26 protein-coding genes, 2 pseudogenes and 1 other annotated feature are annotated in these 24381 nt (G+C 49.4%); of the genes and pseudogenes, 2 read left to right on the top strand and 26 right to left on the bottom strand.

All coding sequences use genetic code 11. The features are described from left to right. Positions 1-47 precede the first annotated feature (47 nt). From accC to PVOR_RS11560, 16 genes and pseudogenes are all read right to left on the bottom strand, one after another. Positions 48-1392, bottom strand: a pseudogene (gene accC, locus PVOR_RS11635) (acetyl-CoA carboxylase biotin carboxylase subunit). 54 nt (positions 1393-1446) lie between these two features. Continuing rightward, a complete protein-coding gene (accB, locus tag PVOR_RS11630; protein WP_006209369.1) occupies positions 1447-1950 on the bottom strand; it encodes an acetyl-CoA carboxylase biotin carboxyl carrier protein in 504 nt (167 codons plus the stop codon). Between the two features lie 169 nt (positions 1951-2119). Beyond that, positions 2120-2950, bottom strand: a complete 831-nt coding sequence (locus tag PVOR_RS11625; RefSeq protein WP_006209368.1) for a SpoIIIAH-like family protein — start codon at positions 2948-2950, stop codon at positions 2120-2122. Positions 2951-3021: 71 nt separating this feature from the next. Continuing rightward, positions 3022-3663 (bottom strand): stage III sporulation protein AG, encoded by a 642-nt coding sequence (gene spoIIIAG, locus PVOR_RS11620; RefSeq protein ID WP_006209367.1) that lies wholly within the window; start codon positions 3661-3663, stop codon positions 3022-3024. A 14-nt stretch (positions 3664-3677) separates the two neighbouring features. Beyond that, positions 3678-4397, bottom strand: coding sequence for a stage III sporulation protein AF (gene spoIIIAF, locus PVOR_RS11615; protein ID WP_006209366.1), 720 nt, complete (start codon positions 4395-4397; stop codon positions 3678-3680). A gap of 40 nt (positions 4398-4437) precedes the next feature. Next, complete coding sequence (gene spoIIIAE / locus PVOR_RS11610; RefSeq protein WP_006209365.1) at positions 4438-5646, bottom strand: stage III sporulation protein AE; 1209 nt, start codon at positions 5644-5646, stop codon at positions 4438-4440. Positions 5647-5661: 15 nt separating this feature from the next. Further along, positions 5662-6051 carry a stage III sporulation protein AD gene (gene spoIIIAD, locus PVOR_RS11605; protein WP_006209364.1) on the bottom strand — a complete coding sequence of 130 codons (390 nt, stop codon included), beginning with the start codon at positions 6049-6051 and terminating at the stop codon, positions 5662-5664. A gap of 10 nt (positions 6052-6061) precedes the next feature. Further along, entirely contained in the window at positions 6062-6265 is a 204-nt protein-coding gene (gene spoIIIAC, locus PVOR_RS11600; RefSeq protein WP_006209363.1) for a stage III sporulation protein AC, read from the bottom strand. Between the two features lie 15 nt (positions 6266-6280). Then, positions 6281-6799, bottom strand: coding sequence for a stage III sporulation protein SpoIIIAB (spoIIIAB, locus tag PVOR_RS11595; protein ID WP_006209362.1), 519 nt, complete (start codon positions 6797-6799; stop codon positions 6281-6283). After that, positions 6792-7790, bottom strand: coding sequence for a stage III sporulation protein AA (gene spoIIIAA / locus PVOR_RS11590; RefSeq protein WP_006209361.1), 999 nt, complete (start codon positions 7788-7790; stop codon positions 6792-6794). The genes spoIIIAB and spoIIIAA overlap by 8 nt, the downstream gene beginning before the upstream one ends. 119 nt (positions 7791-7909) lie before the next feature. Further along, positions 7910-8176, bottom strand: a complete 267-nt coding sequence (locus PVOR_RS11585) for a YqhV family protein (protein ID WP_006209360.1) — start codon at positions 8174-8176, stop codon at positions 7910-7912. Between the two features lie 185 nt (positions 8177-8361). Further along, a complete protein-coding gene (locus tag PVOR_RS11580; RefSeq protein ID WP_006209359.1) occupies positions 8362-9615 on the bottom strand; it encodes an aspartate kinase in 1254 nt (417 codons plus the stop codon). Positions 9616-9851: 236 nt separating this feature from the next. After that, positions 9852-10409 carry an elongation factor P gene (efp, locus tag PVOR_RS11575; RefSeq protein WP_006209358.1) on the bottom strand — a complete coding sequence of 186 codons (558 nt, stop codon included), beginning with the start codon at positions 10407-10409 and terminating at the stop codon, positions 9852-9854. Positions 10410-10500: 91 nt separating this feature from the next. Beyond that, positions 10501-11571: a M24 family metallopeptidase gene (locus PVOR_RS11570; RefSeq protein WP_006209357.1), complete on the bottom strand. Its 1071-nt coding sequence runs from the start codon at positions 11569-11571 to the stop codon at positions 10501-10503. A gap of 38 nt (positions 11572-11609) precedes the next feature. Beyond that, a complete protein-coding gene (gene aroQ / locus PVOR_RS11565; RefSeq protein ID WP_006209356.1) occupies positions 11610-12056 on the bottom strand; it encodes a type II 3-dehydroquinate dehydratase in 447 nt (148 codons plus the stop codon). Positions 12057-12134: 78 nt separating this feature from the next. Further along, entirely contained in the window at positions 12135-12632 is a 498-nt protein-coding gene (locus tag PVOR_RS11560) for a YqhR family membrane protein (protein ID WP_006209355.1), read from the bottom strand. Between the two features lie 163 nt (positions 12633-12795). Here PVOR_RS11560 and PVOR_RS11555 point away from each other — a divergent pair, with 163 nt between their 5' ends. Then, positions 12796-13788: a DUF1385 domain-containing protein gene (locus PVOR_RS11555; protein WP_006209354.1), complete on the top strand. Its 993-nt coding sequence runs from the start codon at positions 12796-12798 to the stop codon at positions 13786-13788. A gap of 6 nt (positions 13789-13794) precedes the next feature. Next, positions 13795-14043: a hypothetical protein gene (locus PVOR_RS11550; protein WP_006209353.1), complete on the top strand. Its 249-nt coding sequence runs from the start codon at positions 13795-13797 to the stop codon at positions 14041-14043. A gap of 129 nt (positions 14044-14172) precedes the next feature. Here PVOR_RS11550 and PVOR_RS11545 read toward each other — a convergent pair whose 3' ends face one another. The 10 genes and pseudogenes from PVOR_RS11545 to PVOR_RS11500 all read right to left on the bottom strand — a co-directional run bounded on the left by PVOR_RS11545 (position 14173) and on the right by PVOR_RS11500 (position 24300). After that, positions 14173-15096, bottom strand: a complete 924-nt coding sequence (locus PVOR_RS11545; RefSeq protein ID WP_006209352.1) for a patatin-like phospholipase family protein — start codon at positions 15094-15096, stop codon at positions 14173-14175. Positions 15097-15175: 79 nt separating this feature from the next. Further along, positions 15176-16732, bottom strand: coding sequence for a family 10 glycosylhydrolase (locus PVOR_RS11540; protein WP_006209351.1), 1557 nt, complete (start codon positions 16730-16732; stop codon positions 15176-15178). Positions 16733-16849: 117 nt separating this feature from the next. Next, positions 16850-17275 (bottom strand): transcriptional regulator MntR, encoded by a 426-nt coding sequence (mntR, locus tag PVOR_RS11535; RefSeq protein ID WP_006209350.1) that lies wholly within the window; start codon positions 17273-17275, stop codon positions 16850-16852. Positions 17276-17428: 153 nt separating this feature from the next. Further along, a complete protein-coding gene (locus PVOR_RS11530) occupies positions 17429-18142 on the bottom strand; it encodes a cytochrome c biogenesis CcdA family protein (RefSeq protein WP_006209349.1) in 714 nt (237 codons plus the stop codon). A 17-nt stretch (positions 18143-18159) separates the two neighbouring features. Next, positions 18160-18966 carry a metal ABC transporter permease gene (locus PVOR_RS11525; protein WP_006209348.1) on the bottom strand — a complete coding sequence of 269 codons (807 nt, stop codon included), beginning with the start codon at positions 18964-18966 and terminating at the stop codon, positions 18160-18162. Between the two features lie 48 nt (positions 18967-19014). After that, positions 19015-19764, bottom strand: coding sequence for a metal ABC transporter ATP-binding protein (locus PVOR_RS11520; RefSeq protein ID WP_006209347.1), 750 nt, complete (start codon positions 19762-19764; stop codon positions 19015-19017). 100 nt (positions 19765-19864) lie between these two features. Then, positions 19865-20923, bottom strand: a complete 1059-nt coding sequence (locus PVOR_RS11515; RefSeq protein WP_082834325.1) for a metal ABC transporter solute-binding protein, Zn/Mn family — start codon at positions 20921-20923, stop codon at positions 19865-19867. Between the two features lie 204 nt (positions 20924-21127). Further along, a pseudogene (metG, locus tag PVOR_RS11510) lies at positions 21128-23117 on the bottom strand (methionine--tRNA ligase). A gap of 80 nt (positions 23118-23197) precedes the next feature. After that, positions 23198-23457: a binding site (T-box leader), on the bottom strand. A 118-nt stretch (positions 23458-23575) separates the two neighbouring features. Continuing rightward, a complete protein-coding gene (yidD, locus tag PVOR_RS11505) occupies positions 23576-23833 on the bottom strand; it encodes a membrane protein insertion efficiency factor YidD (protein WP_006209344.1) in 258 nt (85 codons plus the stop codon). Then, the gene (locus PVOR_RS11500) at positions 23830-24300 is read right to left on the bottom strand and encodes a Fur family transcriptional regulator (protein WP_006209343.1); all 471 of its coding nucleotides are present in this window, start codon (positions 24298-24300) and stop codon (positions 23830-23832) included. Before PVOR_RS11500 ends, yidD begins: the two co-directional genes overlap by 4 nt. Positions 24301-24381: the final 81 nt, after the last annotated feature.

Raw genomic sequence — 24381 nt, 5'->3', positions numbered from 1 at the left:
CATACTATACCATTTGGCCAAGTTTATGACAAACTTGGCCAAAGTATTCAAATCTCATTTTCTTCCAAAAATTTAATATCAAAGTCACCCTTCAGGAAGGTAGGATGATTCATCAGTTTTTGATGGAACGGGATTGTAGAATAGATTCCCTCAATCTCGAATTCCGCCAAGGCGCGCTTCATCTTCGCAATCGCTTCTTCACGAGTCGGCGCCCATACAATCAACTTGGCAATCATGGAATCATAATAGGGCGAAATGGTATAGCCGGGATATGCCGCGCTGTCCACCCGCACGCCAGGACCACCTGGAGGTAGATAGAACTGAATCGTTCCCGGTGCAGGCATGAAGCCTTTGTCCGGATTCTCGGCATTGATGCGGCATTCGATGGACCAGCCGTTAATGACAACATCCTCTTGACTGAAGGAAAGTGTGTTGCCTTCAGCGACAGAGATCATTTCCTGGATCAGATCCACCCCGGTTACCATTTCGGTCACCGGATGCTCTACCTGAATCCGCGTATTCATTTCCATGAAGTAGAACTGACCGTCTGGCGACAATAAAAATTCAAGCGTTCCGGCACCAGAGTAATCAACAGCTTTCGCCGCGCGCACCGCCGCTTCTCCCATCCGGCTGCGTACCTCTTCACTTAGCACCGGACAAGGAGCTTCTTCAACCAGCTTCTGTCTCCGGCGCTGCACGGAACAGTCACGCTCTCCGAGATGCACGGCGTTGCCGTGTTTGTCAGCCATAATTTGAATTTCGACATGCTTCATGCCGGTTAAATATTTCTCAAGATAAACTCCCGCATTGCCGAATGCTTTCTGAGCTTCCTGCTGTGCGTTTGTAATCTGCTTAACGAGCGACTCTTCGTCCTCTGCGATCCGAATTCCCTTACCCCCGCCACCTGCAGTGGCTTTGATAATGACCGGATAGCCGATATCCCGGGCAAGCATAACCGCCTCGTTCAGATCCTCTACCAAACCGTCCGAGCCCGGAATAACCGGTACACCGGCATCCTTCATCGTTTGTTTTGCAACGGCCTTATCCCCCACTACGGTTGATTGCGTCAGCCGAAGGACCGATAAAGGTAATATTGCAGGATTCACAGATCTCAGCAAAGTCCGCGTTCTCGGCCAGGAAGCCATAACCCGGGTGAATGGCATCACACTCGGTCAGTGTGGCAACACTCATAATATTGGTGAAATTCAGATAACTGTCTTTGGATAGTGTAGGGCCGATACAATAAGCCTCATCCGCTAAGCGAACATGCAGCGACTCGCGATCCGGCTCCGAGTATACAGCAACGGTTGCGATGCCGAGTTCCCGGCATGCCCGGATGATACGAACGGCAATCTCTCCCCTGTTCGCAATAAGCACTTTTTGAAATGTCATGCAGTAACCTCCTTCGGACTCTTACGACTCTCGTTCTTGGCGAGTCCCTCCATATTACTCCGGCTTCACCAGAAACAGAGGCTGCCCGAATTCTACAAGTTGTCCGTTCTGAGCGAGAACCTCTACGATTTCGCCTTTGATCTCTGCTTCCAGTTCGTTCATCAGCTTCATGGCCTCAATGATGCAGACCGTCGATTTATCAGTCACCTTGTCCCCGGGACTAACAAACGGCCCAGCTTCTGGAGAGGGGGAACGATAAAAGGTTCCTACCATCGGTGAAACGATTTTATGTAATGAGCTGCTGCTATCCTCCACTGTATCCTGCCCCGGTGCGGCTGCAGGCGCCTGATTCCCCGTATTCGGCTGTACGATCTGTGGTGCCATCACTTGCTGTGCTGGTATGTACGCTTGCGGCGCAGCTTGATAGTTGTTTACAACCTCAGCTGCATTAGGTTTCTTAATGGACAAGCGTGTACCTTCGCTCTCAATCTCCAGTTCATGTACGGAAGTTTGATCCACCAGCTTAATAAGTTCTTTGATTTCGTTTAATTTAAACATTATCGACGTTCACTCCTTCACTTTCTTGGAAGCCCTTGCTTAGGACAGTCAGTCAATAGCTTAGAGTATTATATCACAATCAGGCGAAATAGAAAGAGCCCAAGGCAATCCTTAGACTCTTTCAAGAGTATCGTATAAAGATGCTTTATGTTGAATCCTGCAGACGGGCTTACGGCGTAACATATCGGACAGTTACTTTATCCGGTGAAACCTTCAGTTCCTTCATCACAAGATCGACAATGCCGGCTGCGCCTTTGGCATCAAGTTTGTCGCTCAGAACAACAACATTGTACTTCTCGCTTTCTTCTTTTACAACAGCGTTGCCAAATTGCTGCTGCAGCGACTCCTCGATGCTGAGAATCACTTCCTCTTTCTCTTCAGCCGCTTTCAGCTGTTGGGTTGCTTGTGCCGTTTGCTCCGGCTTATCTTCGTGATTGTCGATCTTTGTCATCAAATCATCGTATAATTTCATATTTTTTTGTGCCCGCTCTAATTTATAGGACTCCAATTGAGCTTCAGCGGAAGTTGCGTTGGCAGCCACTTGCTCTAATATTTCTTTCTCTGATCCCTCTCCGGTATTCGTGCTGCTGGTATCTTTGGAATTCTCAGCTCCATCCTTGGATTCCTTCACCTCAGGCTCTGCCGGTTTTTCTGCTGCCCCATTCTCTTTTCCTTCATCCCCTTGCTCTCCCTGTGTCGCTTCCGCAGGGTCTTGAGCACCTGTGGCACCTGTATCGGTTGTTCCAGCCCCTTGCTCATTAGCACCGGAATCGCCGTCCGTGCCTTCTTCGAGAACTTCGTTCACAACCAGTTCGTCACCAGTGCCTGTAGTTCCGTTTGCTTCTTGTCCAGCACCTGGCTTCTGTCCGTCAACCTGCGTGCTCTCGGCAACAGGCGGTGCTTTGGTTCCGGAATCATCCGTAAATAAGTAGTAGGCTGACAGAATGACCATTAAACTCAGCATGGAAACCAACCAGATGGTTTGTCTTTTGTTATTCATTTGAACTTTTCCTCCTTTAATTGAAAAACCTTGGAATGAACGATCGGCTCATTCGCGAGACTCCTTGCTTACTACTGCTTGCGTGGGACAACGGATATTCGATAGGATGGGACATTGAGGCCGCGCTGGATCGCATCCACGATCAAGCTTTTGACAATTTCATTCTCCGCGCCCTTGGCTACGACAAGCACACCCCGGACCTGCGGCTTGATCTTCTTGGTAATAATGGGCGTTTGATCACCGGCTGAATCGTAAGTGACGATCTGCCCGTCGCGCTGATAGCTTGTAACATGACGTTTCCCCCCGTTTGCATCGGTTTCCTCCGTCAGCTCTTGTGTATCCTTCATGTTGCGCTGAACCACCAGTTCTTCCGTAGAATCCACGGTTACCATCACATCGACGGATCCTACGCCTACAATCTGTTCCAACATGGTCTTGGTACGCATCTCGAAATCCTGCTCTATCGATTCAAAATCCGCTCCGCCGCTGCTTGAAGTCCCCCCTTGCGTTGTAGATACTGAGGCCGATTCGGGCGGTGGCTCACGGCCGATATTCTCGTGATCAAGCTTCTTTACATTCACGAAAGAATTGAACAGCATGATTGCCACACCGATAAGACCCAGAATGATCAACCAGCGGAAGGTTTGTATTTTTCTTGCTCCGCCAGCTCCTCCGCCAAGCCACTGTTCCAATCGCTTCAACCAATTCCCCATCATCCTCACCTCCGCTACAGCTTTTTATCCTGCTCCTGGCCTGGCATATATATCGTGATCAGATCCGGCTCCAAATCCCAGCGACGGCTGATGTAATCCCGTACGGGCTCCGCCCTTGCCTCCTCGGCTATGCTTACGGCCTCTGCGTTATCCTTAGCGTTTGCCTTCCCATCTCTTTCCGTTGATGAAGGCTCAACGTTGACTCGAACAGAATCCACCGGGGGGATGCCGACGGGGTGCTGATTTTCTTCCTCCACTGCAGCATCCGCTTGTTCCATCCCGGTCAGTCTGACATCGACAGAACGTATTGCCGCGCCGGAATATCCCTTGTCCTGTCCGGCAACCGCAGCCAGTACCACCTTAACCTCTTGTACCGCTTCCCCTGTTTCTGCGGAAATTTCTTCCTTCATCACCCGTGCCAGTTCATTGCCTGCCCACTGAAGGCTTTGACTCTGCTGCATATCCTTCAGCTTCTCAGCCTGTGCCATAATCTGTTCCAGTTGAACCTCTTCCGGCAGCCCCTTCTCCTGACGTTCCAGCTCCATCGCCAATTGGTTCTCGGGCGGGTCCGTAATCAGCGAGATAATCGGACTTAGCAGTGTGAGCAGGATGAGGAGGCTTAGAACTAACCGGGCATAACGTTCCATCGCCTTGCCAGGCAGTATCAGATCAACGAAGGCCGCAAAGAGGACCACCATAATGACGCTTTTCAGCCAAGCTCCAAGCCAGTCCATTCGTCACCCCTCCTAAACTGCGACTATTACATTTACCTTTTCACCTCATCATGACGGTGATGTTGCCTGCGGTGAGCAATATCGTTATCGCCAGGAAGAACATCATGCTCACGGCGGCCAAGGCTGCAAACACATACAGCATCGTCTTTCCGATCGTTTGCAAGCAGGTCCCGATCGGCGTGTCCCCAAGCGGCTGCATCACCGCAGCTGCCAGATTATATATCAAGGCAAGCGTCAAGATTTTGATTGCAGGAAATGCACACAGAAACAAGATGATGATGACCCCTGCCAGACCGATGGAATTCTTAACGAGCAATGAGGCCGAAATCACGGTATCCGTCGCGTCTGCAAACATCTTGCCGACTACCGGAACGAAATTGCCTGTTACATATTTGGCTGCCCGGATCGTCACGCCGTCCGTAACCGAGCTGGTTAACCCTTGAACGGAAATGACGCCGAGGAACACGGTAAGCAGCACGCCCAGAACCCCCATGGAGATTCCTCTAAGCAGATCGGCAAGCTGGGTCAGCTTGTACTTTTCAGACAGCGAACTCACAAGATGCAGCAGTGCCGAGAAGAACAGCAGCGGGAAAACAATCGTGCTTATCAAGGTGCCTACCGTATGTACCATGAATATGACCAGGGGATGAGCAACCGATACCGTTACAACATTCCCCATTGACGCCATGAGCGCAAAGAGCAGAGGAAGCATCGCCATCATGAAGTCAATCATCTGCGTGATCGCATCCCGCGCATATCCAATCGCGATGCTGAAGCTGTTAACAGCAATGACCAGCACGACCATATAACAGATCGTATAGGCTACGCGGCTCACCGTGCTTTTTTCAAAAGCCGTCTGCAGGTTCTCCAAGATGAGACTCATGATGCTCAGCATGACGATGGTAGCCAGCAGTTTGCCGTTATAGAGCACCTCATGCCATAAATATTTCCCAATACCGGACATAACCCCTTTGAAACTTAACCCGTCGCCGCCCGGCAGCAGCATATCCATCAGAGACGGCGTCTTGCCGTCCGGGAAGAATCCGCCGTAATCCTTCATCAACCGGTCCCAGTATTTCTCAACCTGGTCCGTCGGCAGCTGCTCCGTCTGCTGCTCCACCCAATCTCCTGCCGGATTTGATGCCTCAGCCGCGGATACCGTGCCGCACAACAAGCCGGAGAGAAACAACATCAAGGTTAGTAAACGAAACACGGCTAAGCCTTTTTGAATGGTCGCTCCTCTTCCCATGTCCCCCCACCTTTATCAAGCCGGGAGGAGCTTCAGGACCGTCTCGATAATGATCCCGATAATCGGTACAGCGAGCACCAATATGAGCACTTTTCCCGCCAGTTCTATTTTGGATGCGATTGATTCCTGTCCGGCATCTCGTACGATCTGGGCTCCCATCTCCGCAATATAGGCAATGCCGATAATCTTCAGGACCGTCTTTAGATATATGATCTGGACTCCAGAGTTCTCCGCCAAATCCTCCAGCATGGATATGACATTTCCGATCTTCCCGATGAGGAAGAGAAAGATCAGCACTGAGGTCGCCACGGCGAGAAGAAAGGCAAAGAGAGGCTTCTGTTCCTTGACCACCAATATCAGCACGGTTGCGATGAGACCCAGCCCTACCACCTGGATAATTTCCATAAAGGTCCACCTACTGGAATAGAAAAATACTTTTGATTTCCTTAAGCAAATCGTCGAGCAGTCTTATGACCATAAACAGCACCACCACAAACCCGATAAGAGTCACCCAATGCGCCATGTCTTCCTTGCCCATTTGTTTCAGAACGGTATGAATCATGGCGATAATAATGCCGATACCCGCGATCTGGAAGATGGCATTCACTTCAATGTTCATTTCCTTGGCACCTCGCTAAAAGATCAAAATGACGATCAATGCTCCAATTAGCAGCCCCAGACTCTTGCTCATCTTTTCATATTTGACCTGGTCGTCCCTAGCCGCTGCTTCTTCATGCTTCAGCTGACCGACGGCCAGAGCTATATGTTTGATCTGGTCCTGCCTGTCACTGGTGCCAAGTACGCCGCTAAGCTGCTCCAACACCTCTCGCTCGGCACTTTTCATCGATGTTCGCTTCCAATATTCACCGAGTGCCTTCCGGATGCTGTCCTGTGCGGATAACCCGTAGTCGGGTCTCATGTAAAGTGCAGCTGAGGCAAACAAGGATCTGAGCGGCTCTCGAAGGGAAGTGCCAATTCGCTCCAATGCATCGGGAAGCGGTGTAAAACCGTAGCTGATTTCCGTCTCTAGCCGTTGAAACGCCAGAATGAGTTCTCTTAGCTGCCTGGGTCTTGTCGCAAACTGCTGGGCTTGAAAAAATCCGGCCAAAGTACCTGCTCCCAGCACGAGCACCGCGCCCACCAGTTTAAGCATAGGCATCACCGCCAGGCGGGCCGCTCGCAGCCGGCTGAAGTGTGCGCTGACCTCCGTCATACAGCTTGTATGATCTTTGGTCACCCGTTCTGTTAAGAACGGCATACATCTCAAACATCCGGTTCTCCAGTAATCCGGAGAGTGCTGGTCGGCCCCGCATATCCTGGACGGATGAGCCATGCGCCGTTGCAATCACGCTTATGCCTGCATGCAAGGCTTCAATGACAGCTTCGGCGTCTTCCGGGCGGCCGATCTCGTCCACAATCAGCACATCCGGCGACATGGACCTTATCATCATCATCATCCCTTCCGCTTTCGGACATCCATCCAGCACATCCGTACGGGGACCCACGTCAAAGCCCGGCACTCCCCGCAAACAACCTGCAATTTCAGAACGTTCGTCAACGATGCCAACTTTCATTCCCGGCCAATGCACGGCCGATTTCCCCCATTTGCCATGGCTGATTTGCCTCGCCAAGTCCCTGAGCAGCGTGGTCTTGCCTTGCTGAGGCGGAGATAGAATCAGCGTGTGCAGGACCCTCTTCCGCTTGCGGTCCAGTAAATGCGGGATGATATCGTCTGCTGCTCCCTGTACTTCCTTGGCAATCCGTACATTGAATCCGCTGATGTCCCGAATGTGTTCAACTCTACCTCCGCTAAGCACGGTCCGGCCTGTGAGTCCAACCCGATGACCGCCGGGTATCGTGATGAACCCTTTGCGCAGCTCCTCTTCCATGGTGTAGAGGGAATGATTACTGATGAGATCCAGCAGCCTGTGGGTGTCTTCGCGTGTCGGTTTATACGCTTCTTCTGGCCGCAGAGTGAGTCCGCCCCGCAGGTCCAGAAAGTGATGCTTACCCGCCGAATTGATTTCGAGCGGACGCTCCTCCCGGATGCGCACCTCCTCCACATGATGGAGAAGCTCGTTCGATAAGCCCAGCAGCATTCGTTTTACGGTTTCGGGAAACAGTTCCAGCCAGCTCAGTGTCATATCAATTTCCCCCAAGTTGTCCTTTTTTGAAATATGGCGCTTTACAGAACGTCATTTAAATAAATAGAACTTCTTATCCCATGTGTATGCTTGTACCGAGAAATTATGCAGCGAATCTATCATTTTTTTAAAACTCCGTATAAGAGACAGGAGACGCCGCACAAAATCCAGCCAATCTTCCCCCAAGACAATTTATCTGCCATTCCTACAAGACCGATCGTTGTCGTAATAATCAACACCAGCGGACCCGTGAAAGCCAGTGCTGAATTAACAGCCAGCGCTTTATCAACTTGATTCAGTCGAAGCATGATGATGGCCGCCACAATCTCGAGACTGCCGGAGAAAATTCGCAATGTAGCCATACTAGCGACAAACTTGTCCAGCATGCTGTTTATCCTCCTTCTTCCTTCTTCACGTCAGTGATGTTTAAAAATATGCGAGTGACTCTCGTTTTATCTCTATTTTTTTCAATTTCATAGAACCGATATCTGAAGCGAATGAACAACGCAAAAAATCCCGATCGATATCGACCGGGATTACTCTATTAAAACAGGTATAATAGCTGAAAATGTTATCGTCGAACCTGCGGTCCGCCAACGGAAGCCTGCTGGTCTGTATCCAGCCCGTACGCAGTATGCAGCGCCTGTACAACACCTTCGAGATTGCTGCCCTCAATTACGCAGGACACTTTAATCTCGGAAGTGCTAACCATCTTGATGCTGACGCCTTGCTGTGAAATCACATCGAACATCTGAGCTGCCACGCCAGGATGGCTGACCATTCCCGCTCCGACAATCGACACTTTCACAAGATGATCTTCCGATGTCACATCACGGTACGGAAGTTTACCGCGAATCTGCTCAATTACGGACAGTGCGCGTTCGCGATCGCTCAGGGAAACGGTAAAGGAAAAGTCCGCTTCGCCATTCTGCACACCACTCTGCACGATAATATCGACGTCAATCGCTTCCTTCGCCAGCTCTCCGAACACTTGAGCCAAGACACCCGGCGTATCGGCAACACCCAGGATACTGATTCTGGCTACATTCTTGTCAAATGCAATTCCGCTGACAACCACACCTTGCTCCATGCTTGTTTCCTCCTTAACAACCGTACCCTCGTTATGATTAAAACTGGATCTGACGACTAGCTTGACTTGATTATGCTTCGCATATTCAACCGCACGCGGGTGAAGGACCGCTGCACCAAGATTGGCAAGCTCCAGCATCTCGTCATAGGAAATCTCCTTCAGCTTCCGCGCGCATTGGACTACCCGCGGATCTGTAGAGTAGATTCCGTCCACATCCGTATATATTTCACATACATCCGCTTGAATGGCTGCTGCAAGAGCAACCGCGGTGGTGTCTGATCCTCCGCGACCAAGCGTCGTAATTTCTCCTTCTTCGGACATTCCCTGGAATCCCGCGACAATGACGATGTGACCATCGTCAAGCGCCTTATGCACGCGCTCAGGCATAATGTCGGTTATACGAGCTTTGCCATGGACCGCTTCCGTACGGAAGCCTGCCTGCCAGCCAGTAAAGGACATCGCCTTGCGCCCCAGGCCGTGAATAGCCATGGACAGCAGTGAAATCGATATCTGTTCCCCTGTGGTCATCAGCATATCCATTTCCCGCGCCGGCGGGTTATCATTCAACAGTTTCGCCTGATCGATCAAATCGTCTGTTGTATCCCCCATAGCAGACACTACAACTACACATTGATGACCTTCATCTTGTTTCTCTACAATTCTTCTGGCAACACGCTTCATGCGTTCTGTATCCCCAACAGAGCTGCCTCCGAATTTCATGACGTACAGTGACAATGCTTCTTTCACTCCCCGCTAATCAGTATGTAACAGCATTCAGGTGGTTTCTCACTTTAAAACAGTATAATACGAAAGTGAGTCATCCCGTCAAGGCTTTTCAACAGCAAAACGTGTACAGCGCATGGATCCAAGCCCGGCTCATCGCAAAAAACTCCCGTACATGCGTACAGGAGTCCTTGATTTAGAACATATTGGCACCCTGCGAGTCTTCGAAGGGTCCCGTTTAAGCCATACTAAGCACGGGAGATATATTTACCTTCGCGCGTATCAATCAGAAGCACATCGTCTTCGTTAATGAACAGCGGAACCTGCACATTGAGGCCGGTTTCCACTTTCGCACTCTTCGTAGCACCCGTAGCCGTGTTGCCTTTGATTCCAGGCTCGGTCTCAACAACCTTCAGCTCAACGCTGTTTGGCAGGTTGATACCAAGGATCTCACCTTGGTAGCTGATGATGTTAACGTTCATGTTCTCTCTCAGGAAGTTAAGCTCCCACTCCAGCTGCTCGCTGGTCAAGCTGAACTGATCATAAGTTTCGTTGTCCATAAACACATGCTCTTGTCCGCTTGCGTACAGGTATTGCACTCCGCGGTTGTCGATGATGGCACGACCGATGGTTTCCCCCGCACGGAATGTCTTCTCAACGGTGTTGCCGTTGCGAAGGTTTTTCAACTTGGAGCGCACGAAAGCTGCGCCTTTACCCGGCTTCACATGTTGAAAATCCAAAACGCTAAAAATATCGCCATCCACTTCAACGGTCAAACCTGTTTTAAAATCGTTAACTGAAATCACTAAGATTCCCTCCTAAGGATACGGTTTAATGAATTGCATTTCATTCCTGATCGAACATTCTTGGTCATAAGAGACTCCTGGAGCTGCCTCTTTATAGTACAGTGTAATCTTTGGACGAGCTAGTCAGTATATGAATACCCGTTTCCGTGATTACGATATCATCTTCGATACGCACGCCTCCAAGCCCAGGCAGGTAGATGCCCGGCTCGACCGTGACCACCATGCCCGGCTGCAGCACATCATCACTCATCTTGGAGAGGCGCGGAGATTCATGAACCTCCATACCCAAACCATGTCCCGTGCTGTGGCCAAAATATTCGCCATATCCATAACGTGAAATGATATCACGTGTTAAGGCATCTGCCTCGCGTCCCGTCATGCCTGGTTTAATATGATCCAGTGCGTGAAGCTGCGCTTCAAGCACAATATCATAGATTTCCTTCAGTTTAGGGTCAGGATTGCCGAGTGCAACAGTTCTTGTCAAATCGGAGCAGTATCCGTCAAGCAGCGCACCGAAATCAAATGTAACGAATTCATTCCCCTGAATGACGCGCTGACTGGCAACACCGTGCGGAAGGGCGGATCGTTCGCCGGAGGCAACGATGGTGTCGAAGGAAGAGGAGGTCGCACCATGCTTGCGCATGAACATTTCCATTTCCAGATCGATCTCCCGTTCCGTTTTACCGCTCGACAGAATGGTCAGCACATGACTGAACGTTTGATCCGCCAAATCTGCCGCTCGCTGCATGATACTCAGCTCTTCAGCATCCTTAAATATACGCAGTTCCTCCACAAGGCCTGTAACTGGCGCCAAGCTGATTGGTGCAAGCTGTTCGGAATATGTGGAAAACACACCGTATGTAACATGATCCTGTTCAAAACCAAGCGAGGTGATTCCTTCTGCAGCAAGCAGATCTTTAACCGTATCCATGACCTTCGGTCCATGCTCGACCACTGTAAACCCAACCGCTTGCTGCGGAGCCTGTGTCATGTAACGGAAATCCGTCAATAGATAAGATTCATTCAGCGTGATCAGCACATAACCGGCAGATCCGGTGAATCCCGTCAAATATCTGCGGTTGACCGGACTTGCAACCAGCATAGCCGACAAGCCTTTGCCTTGAAGTTTCTCACGCAGCTCAACAACTCGTTTGTTACTCATTCGTTACCCTCTCCTCTCACCCATTTCCCAAGAGCAAACTATCCTTCTTGGTCATCCAGAACTTGTAAAAGGGCTGACAAGCCCAGTGTGTAACTGGCTGCGCCAAAACCCGCGATTTGCCCGACAGCAACAGGTGCTATGACGGAAGTATGACGAAATTCCTCCCTGGCATGAATGTTCGATAGATGAACTTCCACTGTCGGAATACGGGCGGAACTGATGGCATCACGTACAGCGTAGCTGTAATGAGTCAGTGCGCCTGGGTTAAGGAGTATGCCGTTCGCGTGCCCAATAGCTTCATGGATCCGGTCAATAATTGCACCCTCATGATTGGACTGAAAGAAGGTAATACCGATACCGGCGAGATCCGCCTGTTTGCGCAAATTATCTTCGATCGCCTGCAGGCTGAGTGAACCATAAATCCCCGGTTCCCGGAAGCCGAGCAGGTTTAAGTTCGGTCCGTTTATCACCCATATGGATTTCATAGGGTTTCCCACCTTTTTCGTCAAATAACCAAAAGCTATTTTACCATAGGCAGCATGAGATTGAGAAGTTTTTCTTGTCTAGCCTGTCACCTTCTTCGGTTCACGCAGTTTCTCATCGGTGAATTCCTGCGCTGCCGTATAGCCGATAAATAGTCCCCACAATATAAAAATACAAACTTCGGAGATGTTTGTATCCCACGGCAGCTTCTTGACCGGGTCCGTCAGTCGGAGCCACGGGTTGAGGGCAATAAACAACACAGCCCACCATAAAATTCCATAAGCAATCCCGGGCCATGGACCCTTGAGTTTCCTTAGCAAGAGCACATAGATAAGCGAAGCAATGACGGAAAAGGCGATGAAGGATAGCCACCCGGCGATTTGACCCGCTGTGCTCTTGAGAAATTCATGTTTGAAGAATGGCTCCAACAAAAATCCAGGCAGCACCTTCGTAAAACTCAGCCAGTAAAACAACCAGAGTACAGCCCCCCAGATCAGTCCAGCATAATAGCCCAGCTCCAAGGCAAACAAGAATGGACTCGTTACCTGATTCTGCTGCCGAAATTGATGTTCATGCATCTATCGATTCTCCTCTCTATGCTATGGAAACACTTCATTGCCTCAGTTCTTCTTTCAAAGTAGTATGCACCTCTTCCCTTACGGCTAATCCAACTAGAAATTACTTTCAAAATTCGATACAATAGTTCATAGAACGAAAAACATGTCAGGGAGGGTGAACTGGTTGTCCGATAAGTCAACCCCGATCAGCTATGGAGGCCAAGCTGTAATCGAAGGCGTTATGTTCGGCGGCAAGCATGTCAATGTGACAGCCGTGCGGCGAAAAAATAACGAAATCAAGTTTCTAGAGGTGCCTCGCGAAGACAAGACATGGGTTCGTAAGCTGCGGAAGATTCCGCTTCTTCGCGGCATCGTCAGTCTCATAGATTCAACAATCAAAGGTTCCAAACATCTGAATTATTCGGCTGATGCTTACGCAGACGATACGCTGGAGCCGGAAGAACGCGAGAAACAGAAAGAGAAGGAAGACTCAGGCTGGAGTTTAAGCATGATTATTGGTGTCGCCGCCGTCAGTGTGCTTTCCTTTATATTCGGTAAGCTGTTGTTTACACTCGTACCTGTTTTTGTAGAAGATTTCTTTTTTGGCGATACATTTGATCACTATATTGTGCATAACCTGATTGAAGGCGTTATTAAATTAATACTGCTCCTTGTGTATTTGTGGGCGATCTCCCAAACACCTGTCATTAAGAGACTGTTCCAGTACCACGGTGCTGAACATAAAGTCATAAGCGCATTCGAAGCAGGTGAAGAACTGACGGTGAAGAACGTTCAGAAATATACGCGCCTGCATTATCGCTGCGGCAGCAGTTTCATGATGCTGACTATTGTGCTCGGCGTTGTGGTTTACTCGGTAGTCCCATGGGATACCATGACAGAGAGGGTCATTCAACGAATCGCGCTTCTTCCGGTGGTGCTGGGCGTTTCCTTTGAGTTTCTGAAACTCACCAATGCCATGCGTGATACGCCGGTGCTTCGTTTCCTCGGATATCCCGGTCTGTGGCTGCAGCTTCTGACTACAAAGGAACCTAATGATGCTCAGGTTGAAGTATCCATCGCATCCTTTAACAGAATGCGTGAGTTAGATGCTCAATACGAGAATGTTACCGTTCACCAATCTGTGACAGGAAGTGTGCTGGATCCCGCGAAAGGGTGATAATCCATGAGAAGGCATGCGATCATTTTTTGGACGGCTAGCACCTTAGCCGCCGTAGGGCTGCTGGTACTCCTGTTAGAACCTGGATCAAGAATGAGTATTCTGATCCCCTTGATTATTGTTGGCGTTGTGTATTTGCTCTACAAGTTTCCGCCGCGCCGCTTAAGCAAGCGTCCCAAGGTGAAGCCTTCCAAGAGAACAGTCGGCAAAAATGGCAGCCAAGAATGCTCCGGTGCGAAAGAGCAGTCCAGCTAAACGCAAACAGTACCCGTTTCAGGTCATCGATGGGCAAAAAGGTAAATCAGACCCGCCGGATGATGTTCCTAAATATCATTAACAATAAAAAACCGCCCCCTGCATGGAAATGCCGGGTGGACGGTTTTTTTATTGTTCAGAGCTCCAGCGGCTGAAAAATATCGTCCCTGCCGTTAATCCGGAATTATACAAATCCTCACTCTCGTCCTTCGTCAGGTTGAAATGTGTCGTTCCGATGCCGAGCGTCGGGATTTTGATCGTTCGGTTTCGATTTTTCTGCTCGATATACCGTTCATCGTGGGCCGACAGCATCGTCTCAAACATGGCAGTCAGCATGCCGATGGGCCCCTCGATCAGATGAGGAAAGTTGCTATTCTTTCCAACCATTTGAAAACCAAGCACAGGCAGCGGCTTAGGCCCCCCTTTGGAATCACGGTCAAAGAGCCACAACGGGAAATTGCTAAGCAGCCCTCCATCCACAATGTAGACAAACTGATCTGCCAAGGATTTGCCCTTAGCAGCCCTGCCCAATAAGCGAAGAATGACCGGATCAAAAAAATAAGGAATGCTGCAGCTCATACGAACAGCCTTGGCCACAGGGAACGTTTGCGGGTTAATTCCATATTGACGAAGATCATCAGGAAGCACCAGCAGCCTTCCGTTTGTTATGTCAGAGGCTACAATATACAGCTTGCCTGCCGGTATGTCCGAGAAGGTAAAGATCCCTTTCGCAAGTAAAATGTCTCGAATCCAGTTCTCCAGGGCTTCTCCGGAATACAGACCCTTCTTAATCAACACCCGCAAGGCAGGACCGATAAACTTCGTATTAAATATCGGGGCGCGCTGGAGAAACGAATGAAAAGGCGTTTCCTCGATAATATCCTTGATCTCATCCGCGCGGTAACCGGCTGCCAGTACGGACGCAATGATTGATCCGGAAGATGTTCCGGCAACGCGGCTGAACTCTACCCCGGCATTCTCCGCTGCTTTGACAGCCCCTGCAAGCGAGATGCCCTTGACTCCCCCACCTTCAAAAACCGCATTGATTTGCATACAAAAATCCCCCGCCTCACATGGTCTAATGACTATGTATGAGCACGGGGGAAATTTCATACCTATAGGACTTGCTGGATTATCTATAATATGATTGCAATTGATCTTTAAGACCTAACGGATTGCTTAAAATATTTTCTGCTCTAAAGAAAATGCTGCCTGTAACCTCTGAATAATTCTGATTGTACTTCAATTGGTTAATGATTTCCGATGCGCTTTGCCAACCGATTTCACTGGTTCCAAGCTTGTAGGGTGCATGACCGATAATGAGATCCACGTCCGTTCCTCGAACCTCGCCAACCCACCAGTCAACCAGCTTGTCATAATCGACAGCCGGATTACTCATGCTCCAGTAAATCTGTGGAGCTACATAATCGATCCAGCCGTTCTGGATCCACGCCCGTACGTCGGCATACATGCTGTCATAAGCGGTCACACCGGCTTTGGTATCGGATCCGGTTTTATCCACTGACTGGTTGCGCCATACACCGAATGGGCTGATTCCGTATTCAACGTTAGGCTTCGCACGGTGAATACTCTCACCAAGCGACTGGACAAATGCATTGATGTTGCCGCGGCGCCAGTCTCCGAGATTGGAGTAAACTCCATTATTGTACTGCCGATACGCGGCATCATCGTTAAATACCGTATTGGATGGATAGAAGTAATCATCCAGATGAATGCCGTCGATATCGTACCCGTTCACCACTTCCATAATGGTATCAATAATGTGCTCACGCGCATCCGGGATACCTGGATTGATATACAGTTGCTTACCGGTGTTCACGATCCAGTCCGGATGGCTTAAGGCCACGTGAGATGGATCGAGTGTTGCTGTCAGGATATCGGTGTTGGCCCGGAACGGATTGAACCAAGCGTGGAACTCCATATTCCGTTTATGTGTTTCTTCTACCATGAATGCCAGCGGATCATACCCCGGGTCTGCCCCTTGAATGCCAGTCAGCACCTTGGACCAGGGAACCATGGAGGAAGGATACAAGGCATCTCCAGCCGGACGCACCTGCACGTACACGGTATTGATGCCAACTTCCTGGAGTGAGTCCAGTAAGGAGGTATAGGATGCTTTTTGCTGTTCGGCGCTGGTTTTCGATTTTGGCCAATCGAGATTGAACACCGTGGAGATCCACGCCCCTCTGATCTCGTCTCCCGTGGATACGGGCGGCGGAACGACTACCATGCCTGTGAAGAGCGAAATACGCTGTGCCGTTTGATTCCACTCTACTTGCAGGCCAAGATTCTCACTGATAAACCGCAGCGGAACCATAACCCGACCGTTCTTAATCTCAACCGATGCATCCAGGGCTACGGATGAGCCGTTCACAAATGCTGTTTTTTTGCCGGAAGTCAATTGAAGATTGGAACCGTCCTTACCGATCGTTACCGTCTTCGATTTCTGATCCCAATCGACCGATGCGCCAAGCCCCTCACTGATAATACGTGTTGGAACCATCGTCACATAGACCTTGGGCAATATGTAAGGAGATACGTCACTGTTCAGGTTAACACCGTCCAACTGTATGCTGATACCGGCTGTCTTCGCTTGCGCAGTTGGGACCACCGACGGGAGACACAATAGCAGCATAATCAGCACCAACAACCATCTACGAAGCTTCATTTCTATTATTCCTCCGAAAATATGAAATTTGCAGGTAAATCTAACCTATTAATAAAACACTAGAAATATGACAGTTTAGTTTAAAAAAGCATCTGTCACAAGCGGACAGATGCCACATTACGATTCGTTGACTAATTCGTTATGAACGTCACGCAAATCCTGAAGTCGATTCTCATCACGCTTGAAATACTCGACAAGCGTCTCAATTCTCATAATGGAATCCCAGCTCAAATGATGCTCGATTCCCTCAACGTCCTTATAAATATTTTCATCCTGTACACCGATCATCTCAAGAAATTCCTCAAGCAAATGATGGCGTTCCATGAGCCGCTTGCCCATTTTTTTGCCTTTGCTGGTCAACACCAATCCACGATATTTTTCATAAATCAAATATTCGTCTTTGTCCAGCTTTTGAATCATTTTCGTGACGGATGAGGGGTGAACCTCCAAGCCTTCGGCAATATCCGAAACGCGCGCATATCCTTTTTCGTCAATCAGCTTGTAGATGCGCTCCAAATAATCCTCCATGCTAGGTGTCGGCATCTTATTCCCTCTTTTCTATAATTACATAACCATTGCAAAAAAACCTCTTTTACCTGCACTAGTAATGATACATGTTTTTAAGACCCGTTGGCAAGTCCTGGTCCAATCCTATAACATTATTGACTTATGAATTGGACCAGCTTAACCTGCTCATTAGAATTTGAGCCACTCCGGCGTAATGCCTTGCAGCCAAATCGTAATTTTGTACATTTGATCCGTAAAGAGCAGAACCCCCATCAGAATCATCAGGATGCCGCCTACCTTCATCAACGTGCTGGAATATTTCAGGATCCAGCGGGTAGAGCCGATAAAGAATGCCAAAATGAAAAATGGAACGGCAAATCCTAGTGAGTACGAAGTGATCAGCGGGAACCAGGTTCCTGGATCAGAGGCTGCCAGTGCAATGATTGCAGTTAAGATCGGCCCGACGCAAGGCGACCATCCTGCGGCAAACCCGATGCCAAACAAAAACGTTCCTATGTATCCGGTCGGCTTCGATTTAAAATTGAATTTCCGATCCTTCATTAGAAATTTAGGCTGGAAGAGGCCGATAAGCATAAGTCCCATCACAATGATAAGCAGTGCAGACAACTGGCGAATCAGATCCTGATACTCTGTAAAAAACTCCCCGAATAAACCTGCCCCCCAGCCAAGGGTGTAATAAACGGCAGAAAACCCAAGGATGAACGCCAAAGTGTGCGTCATGGTCCGGAAGCGGACCTCCTTGCGGTTCTGCTCGTTCTTCAGGTCATTCACCGACATGCCTGTAATGATGGATAAGTAGGACGGGTATAACGGTAAGCAGCATGGAGATATAAAGGAAGCAAAACCGGCAGCAAACGCAATGCCGATATTAATATCAGCCATTTTATTTCAGAACCCCCTTATGTCGTAAAGCCCTTTTTGCCGACAAGTGTAACGATAAGCAGACTAATCAGCAGCAGCACGATAGTTGCACCCGGTGCCAAATTGAATACGCCCGCAAGCATCAGTCCCCCGATAACGGCAATTTCGGAGATGATAACCGATAAAATGATGGAGCTTCGGAAGCTTCTCGCCAGCAATAAACTGATCGCTACCGGTATGGTCAGGAGCGCAGATACCAGAAGTGCGCCCACAATCTTGATGGCCGTGCTTACGACAAGTGCGGTCAGAACCGTAATGATCATGTTCATCATTTTGACAGGCAGCCCGCTGACGCTTGCCGCATCCTCCTCGAAACTGAGCAGGAAGAATTCTTTGAAGAACATGACCACCACCGCGATCACGATAATCGTTACACCGCCTACCATATAAATATCGGTGGTATCCAGCGTATAGATGCTTCCAAATAAATAACTCATAACATCCGTATTATAGCCCATTCCCAATGTGAAAAACAGCGAAGCCAACGCTACGCCGCCAGACATAATAATCGCGATTGACAGCTCGGCATAGCTTTTGTATGCCTTTCTCAGCTTCTCAATCGCAAAAGAGGCCAGAACCGCAAACACAAGTCCTGCGGCTAGTGGATATACTTCAATCAAAAATCCCAGCGCCACACCCGCAATCGTGACGTGCGACAAGGTATCGCCGATCATGGACAGCCTGCGCAGCACGAGGAATATCCCGATAAGCGGGGCTGTTAAACCGATCAGAACCCCTCCGATCAGCGCCCGCTGAAAAAAATCGCTAAGCAAAATATCAAGCAATGATAACGTCTCCTTCTCCTGCTTCACACAGTTCCGTATGCAAATGCATTATACGAGCGAATGCTGCAGGTCAACTTCCGCGCAATTCTCGATTTCATGGGAATGGCGAACATAAAATTGTATTTTCCCGTTCTGCGATACCGGCGACTCTCCCAAGTAGTCTTTAACCATGTCCAAGTCATGGGTCACCATCAAAAAGGTCATATGATGATGGGCATGCATATGGGTAATCAATTCAAAAAATCCGGCCTGAGTCTCGGCATCAATACCAATCGTTGGCTCGTCCAATATGAGCAGATCCGGACGATTGATAAGCGCACGGGCCAGGAATACACGCTGCTGCTGACCGCCGGACAGGGCGCCGATCCGCTTGTCTGCAATATCCTGAATACGCATGACTTCCAGAGCATCCTCGCATTTCTGATGATCCAGACGGGTCAGACGGCGAAACATTTTCTTGCGGTTATATAACCCGGACATCACCACTTCGCGCACGGTTGCCGGAAACAACGGGTTGAACGAATTTTTCTGCGGAACGTATCCAATCCGCTCCCAGTCCTGAAATTTCCGGATCGGCTGACCAAACAGTTCGATGGATCCTTCCACGGCAGGCAGCAATCCAACGATCATGCGAAGCAACGTGGTTTTGCCCGCTCCGTTAGAGCCGACGATCCCTACAAAGTCTCGTTCTTTGATGGTGAAATTAAGATCCTTGATCACCTGCTGATCGCGATAATGAAAGGATACATTCTTGATTTGTATAATCGGTTGATGGCAATCCTGCGCTGCCGGTTCCATAACCAGGCCGCCTTTCTCTCTGTAGTCTCTCTATCAAGTATACGAGCATATTAACATTCCATGACACAAAAGAAGAGGGGGATATTATCCCCCTTCTTATTTATTGTAATGCCTTCGTTAGATTTTGCAAATTTTTCTCCATCAGCGTGAAATAATTCTCACCGCTGTCCACCTGCTCCTTCGTCAATCCTTCTACCGGATTCAGCACCAGCGTTTCCACGCCCGCTTCATTAGCCAGCGTTTTTGCAAGTTTATCCGATACAAGTTCTTCGAAGAAAATATATTGAACTTCCTTCTCCTTCACCGTTTTGGTCAGGTTCACAATGTCCTGTGCTCTCGGCTCAGCATCTGGAGACAATCCCATAATCGCATGCTGTGTCAGACCATAATCCCGGCATAGATAACCGAATGCCTGATGAGATACAACGATGTCTTTTTTCGGCAAACCGGACAATTGATTCGTAAAGTCGTTATCCAGCTTCACGAGCTTCTCTTTCAATCCTTCATAGCGCTGTTCATATAAGTCCTTATGTTCGGGATCCACTTCAACGAGGCTATTCTTGATGTTCTCCGCCATCGCCAATGCCGATTTCGGACTTACCCATGTATGTGGATCTGCATGATGCGCACTCGCGTTATTCTCCGTTGCGCCTTCTTCGTGGTCATGGCCTTCATGATTTTCTTCGGCACCTTCCTCGTGGCTGTGGTCGTGCTCCTCTTCATGAGCTGCTTCTCCATGCCCGTGACCATCGTCACCCTCTGCATCAATCAACTGAATGCCTTGGCTGACTTCGACTGGTTTCACCTGGGTATCCTTATCAAGCCCCTTCAGAAAACCGGGTACCCATCCCTCAAGGCCTGCGCCATTATAAAGAAACAGCTGAGCTTTGGAAGTGTTGACGATATCCTGGCTGCGCGGAGTCCAATCATGCGGCTCTACGCCGGTTGGCAAAAGATTTACCACATTGACCTCGTCGCCGCCGATCTCCTTCGTAAATTCATATATAGGATAAAAGGTAGTAATGACGTTGACCTTGCCTTCTACAACGCCTCCGCCCGATTTACTGCCACACCCGGACAAAATGACAACTGCCAATAACATGGAGGTTATACTCCAGGTCCAACTGTTAAGCATATTCTTTCTCTTACTCATGTTCATCTCCCCACACCGCTCCGTTCATTTAATCGTAAACTTTACTAACAAGATTATAAGAGCAGGAAAACCCAATTGTCAACCAAATCGTAAAAATTACTATTAGATTTCGATAGAGATGTTATGTACTCCTTATTAACGGAAAAAAATAACGGCGTACCCTTAACAGGGTACACCGTCTATTCCGACTTCATTCAACATAGTCGCACATTATTTCACGACAGCTCCATTAGGCATGCTGTCCGGTACCGTTGCAAGCGTTAACTGATCCCCCTCGGAAGCGGCCAGGATCATCCCTTGCGACATTTCTCCTCTTAGTTTCACCGGCTTCAGATTGGTCACACAAATCACTTTGCGTCCCACCAATTCCTCCGGCGTGTAAAACTTGGCAATGCCGGATACCACTTGCCGCTGTTCGAAACCAAGATCAAGCTGCAGTTTCAGCAGCTTGTCTGCTTTCTTCACGGGCTCTGCGGAGATTACCTGCGCCACTCGAAGCTCGACCTTGGCAAAATCTTCTATGCCTATCTCCTCTTTGAGCTCTACAGGCTCTGCTGCGCTATTCTCGGATGAAGAAGCCCCCGAGGCAGAAGCCTCTTCCTGGACAGCCTTCGTGCCGCCTGTCATCGCCTCTACGATGAACGCCACTTCTTGCTCTGTGTCCAGACGCGGGAAGATCGGCTCGCCTTTTTGCAGTTTCGTTCCGGCCGGAATGGCCCCGAACTGACGGCCGCTCTCCCAAGTCGTCAGCTCACCCTCCACCAGGCCGAGCTGATCCCACATTTTCTTCGGCGTACGGGTCAGGAACGGCTGCAGCAGAATGGACGCTACGCGGAGCGTTTCCACCAAATGACTCATCACGGATGCGAGTTCGTGGCGTTTGCCCTCATCTTTAGCCAGCGTCCATGGCTGTGTCTCATCAATACTATTTGTTGCTGCGGCTGACAAACTGGCTGATCGCCGTCAAGGCAACCGAGAATTCCATATTCTCCATAGCGGTCTCGACTTTGTCATACACGGTCTTGGCGGCTTCCTCTATGGCGGCATCAAACGGTGTCACACCTGCAATTAATGCCGGGACTTCTCCGTCAAAATATTTATCGACCATGGCCACGGTGCGGTTCAGCAGGTTGCCCAGGTCGTTGGCAAGATCCGAGTTTACCCGCTCGACAAAGCTCTCCGGCGTAAACGTACCGTCCGCGCCAAATGGAACCTCGCGCAGCAAATAATAACGAAGCGCATCCAGTCCATACCGGTCAATCATCGTGACCGGATCAACCACGTTCCCTTTGGACTTGGACATTTTACCGTCCTTCATGAGCAGCCAGCCATGGGCAAACACTTTTTTCGGAAGCGGCACATCGAGTGCCATCAGGATGATCGGCCAATAGATCGTATGGAAACGCACAATCTCCTTACTCATCAGGTGTACATCGGCTGGCCAGTATTTATCATACATGCTGGTGTCCTCTGTACCGTATCCAAGTGCCGTTATATAGTTCAGGAGTGCATCAATCCACACATAAATCACATGTTTCGGATCGCTTTTGACTTTTACGCCCCACTCATAGGTCGTACGAGAAACAGCCAGATCCTCAAGGCCCGGTTTAATGAAGTTGTTGATCATCTCATTCTTGCGGGACACCGGCTGGATAAAATCCGGGTTCTCTTCATAGTACTGAAGCAGGCGGTCCACATACTTGCTCATGCGGAAGAAGTAACTCTCCTCCTTCACAAGCTCTACCGGACGACCGCAGTCCGGACAATTGCCGTTCACCAGCTGACGCTCCAGGAAAAACGATTCGCAAGGTGTGCAGTACCAGCCTTCATACTCGCCCTTGTAGATATCATCTTGCTTGAGCAGTCGTTCAAATACCTCCTGCACAACCGTTGTATGGCGCTTCTCCGTGGTACGAATGAAATCCTCGTTCGAGATGTCCAGCTTCTTCCACAGATCCTTGATTCCAGCCACAATGTCGTCCACGAACTGCTGAGGGGTCTTCCCTGCTTCTTCCGCTTTCCGTTCAATCTTTTGTCCATGCTCATCGGTTCCCGTCAAATAACGGACATCGTAACCTCGAAGCCGCTTGTAGCGAGCCATGGCATCTCCTGCCACCGTGGTGTAGGCATGCCCGATATGCAGCTTGTCGCTTGGATAATAGATGGGTGTTGTAATATAAAACGTCTTTTTGTCGGCCATAAAAACCTTCCTTTGCCTTAAATTAATTGTTGTATCAAGCTATTGCCGGCATGCAGGAAAACAGCAAAAAACCCCCGTCCCCATGGGACGAGAGTTGTTCTCACGTGTTACCACCCAAATTCCCTGTACCCTTAAGGGCAACAGGCTCTTCTGCCGTCAAGCGGCCGTCCATTAACGCTGGCTCACGCCGCTCCTTTACGGCAGCCTCCCATGCTGGCTGCAGCGCTCAAAAGCGGATCCTCCAAGACCATTTTCCGAAATTCGCCATGACCGGTTTCCAGCTTCCCCGGCTCTCTGTACAAGGCGCAGCTTTTCGTACTTATCTCTTCCTCGGATTTACCTATAATTTCTTATCATTTTAATAAAATGGGCTGCCGGGTGTCAAGCCGGTCTGTGCGGACATCCTATTCCTACTGTCAGCATGCCACAACCGGCAAGCATTTTACCAGGGACAAGGACTATTCCTCTGTCAATGGAGAGTGCGACTCTCCTTTGCGCGGCGGAACCATGTCAATGCCGCCAGGATTAAACGGATGACATCTTGCAATCCGCTTGGCCGCCAGCCAGGACCCCTTCAAGGCACCGTGCACTTCAACGGCCTCCAAAGCGTAGGCTGAGCAGGTCGGATAAAATCGGCAGGTTGCCGGTTTCAACGGTGAAATGAATTTCCGATAGAAGTGTATCGGCACCTTCACAACCCTGCGCGCGGTGCTCATGCCCGGTTGTCCCGTTTTCCTCCACTTGAAGGTGAGGTTCCCTTATCGGTATTATCCTTGCTGCAATCCCGGCAGTAGCCAAACACTTCGAATTTATGCTGAACGACTTGAAAATCATCCGGCGCATCGGTCAACTGCATCGGACAGAACGTGATCGGATACGTCTTCTGGCATTGCAGGCAGATCATATGATGATGGTGATGATCCTCGCTGCACCGTCCTCTGAACTTGATCCCTTCCTCGAACACGACCTGCTCCAATACGCCAAGCTCATACAATACCCGAAGATTACGATACACCGTATCAAAGCTCAAACCGCTGTACTTCCGGCCCATATATTCGTATACATCCTTGGCTGTCAAATAGCCGGGATGTTCCCCAAACAATTTGGCAAGCGTCTTGCGCTGATCGGTAATGCGCAGCCCCTGTTCCGACATGGCGTCGATAATCTCTTCTGTCGTAAGCATACGCAATAACCTCCTCTTCATGAAGATACTCTCTCCTTATAATGCCTGAAAAATGAGACATCGTCAATGTAAGCGGTTATG

Source organism: Paenibacillus vortex V453, assembly GCF_000193415.1.
In the GTDB taxonomy this organism is placed as follows: Bacteria; Bacillota; Bacilli; order Paenibacillales; family Paenibacillaceae; genus Paenibacillus_AQ; species Paenibacillus_AQ glucanolyticus.
The sequence above is the reverse complement of the archived record's forward strand: the minus strand, read 5'-3'. Positions and strand labels throughout refer to the sequence as shown.

Coding starts and splice junctions, on each gene's coding strand:
- accB (WP_006209369.1), bottom strand. CDS start 1,950: ATGTTTAAATTAAACGAAATCAAAGAACTTATTAAGCTGGTGGATCAA.
- PVOR_RS11625 (WP_006209368.1), bottom strand. CDS start 2,950: ATGAATAACAAAAGACAAACCATCTGGTTGGTTTCCATGCTGAGTTTA.
- spoIIIAG (WP_006209367.1), bottom strand. CDS start 3,663: ATGGGGAATTGGTTGAAGCGATTGGAACAGTGGCTTGGCGGAGGAGCT.
- spoIIIAF (WP_006209366.1), bottom strand. CDS start 4,397: ATGGACTGGCTTGGAGCTTGGCTGAAAAGCGTCATTATGGTGGTCCTC.
- spoIIIAE (WP_006209365.1), bottom strand. CDS start 5,646: ATGGGAAGAGGAGCGACCATTCAAAAAGGCTTAGCCGTGTTTCGTTTA.
- spoIIIAD (WP_006209364.1), bottom strand. CDS start 6,051: ATGGAAATTATCCAGGTGGTAGGGCTGGGTCTCATCGCAACCGTGCTG.
- spoIIIAC (WP_006209363.1), bottom strand. CDS start 6,265: ATGAACATTGAAGTGAATGCCATCTTCCAGATCGCGGGTATCGGCATT.
- spoIIIAB (WP_006209362.1), bottom strand. CDS start 6,799: ATGCTTAAACTGGTGGGCGCGGTGCTCGTGCTGGGAGCAGGTACTTTG.
- spoIIIAA (WP_006209361.1), bottom strand. CDS start 7,790: ATGACACTGAGCTGGCTGGAACTGTTTCCCGAAACCGTAAAACGAATG.
- PVOR_RS11585 (WP_006209360.1), bottom strand. CDS start 8,176: ATGCTGGACAAGTTTGTCGCTAGTATGGCTACATTGCGAATTTTCTCC.
- PVOR_RS11570 (WP_006209357.1), bottom strand. CDS start 11,571: ATGAGTAACAAACGAGTTGTTGAGCTGCGTGAGAAACTTCAAGGCAAA.
- aroQ (WP_006209356.1), bottom strand. CDS start 12,056: ATGAAATCCATATGGGTGATAAACGGACCGAACTTAAACCTGCTCGGC.
- PVOR_RS11560 (WP_006209355.1), bottom strand. CDS start 12,632: ATGCATGAACATCAATTTCGGCAGCAGAATCAGGTAACGAGTCCATTC.
- PVOR_RS11550 (WP_006209353.1), top strand. CDS start 13,795: ATGAGAAGGCATGCGATCATTTTTTGGACGGCTAGCACCTTAGCCGCC.
- PVOR_RS11545 (WP_006209352.1), bottom strand. CDS start 15,096: ATGCAAATCAATGCGGTTTTTGAAGGTGGGGGAGTCAAGGGCATCTCG.
- PVOR_RS11540 (WP_006209351.1), bottom strand. CDS start 16,732: ATGAAGCTTCGTAGATGGTTGTTGGTGCTGATTATGCTGCTATTGTGT.
- mntR (WP_006209350.1), bottom strand. CDS start 17,275: ATGCCGACACCTAGCATGGAGGATTATTTGGAGCGCATCTACAAGCTG.
- PVOR_RS11530 (WP_006209349.1), bottom strand. CDS start 18,142: ATGGCTGATATTAATATCGGCATTGCGTTTGCTGCCGGTTTTGCTTCC.
- PVOR_RS11520 (WP_006209347.1), bottom strand. CDS start 19,764: ATGGAACCGGCAGCGCAGGATTGCCATCAACCGATTATACAAATCAAG.
- PVOR_RS11515 (WP_082834325.1), bottom strand. CDS start 20,923: ATGAACATGAGTAAGAGAAAGAATATGCTTAACAGTTGGACCTGGAGT.
- yidD (WP_006209344.1), bottom strand. CDS start 23,833: ATGAGCACCGCGCGCAGGGTTGTGAAGGTGCCGATACACTTCTATCGG.
- PVOR_RS11500 (WP_006209343.1), bottom strand. CDS start 24,300: ATGCTTACGACAGAAGAGATTATCGACGCCATGTCGGAACAGGGGCTG.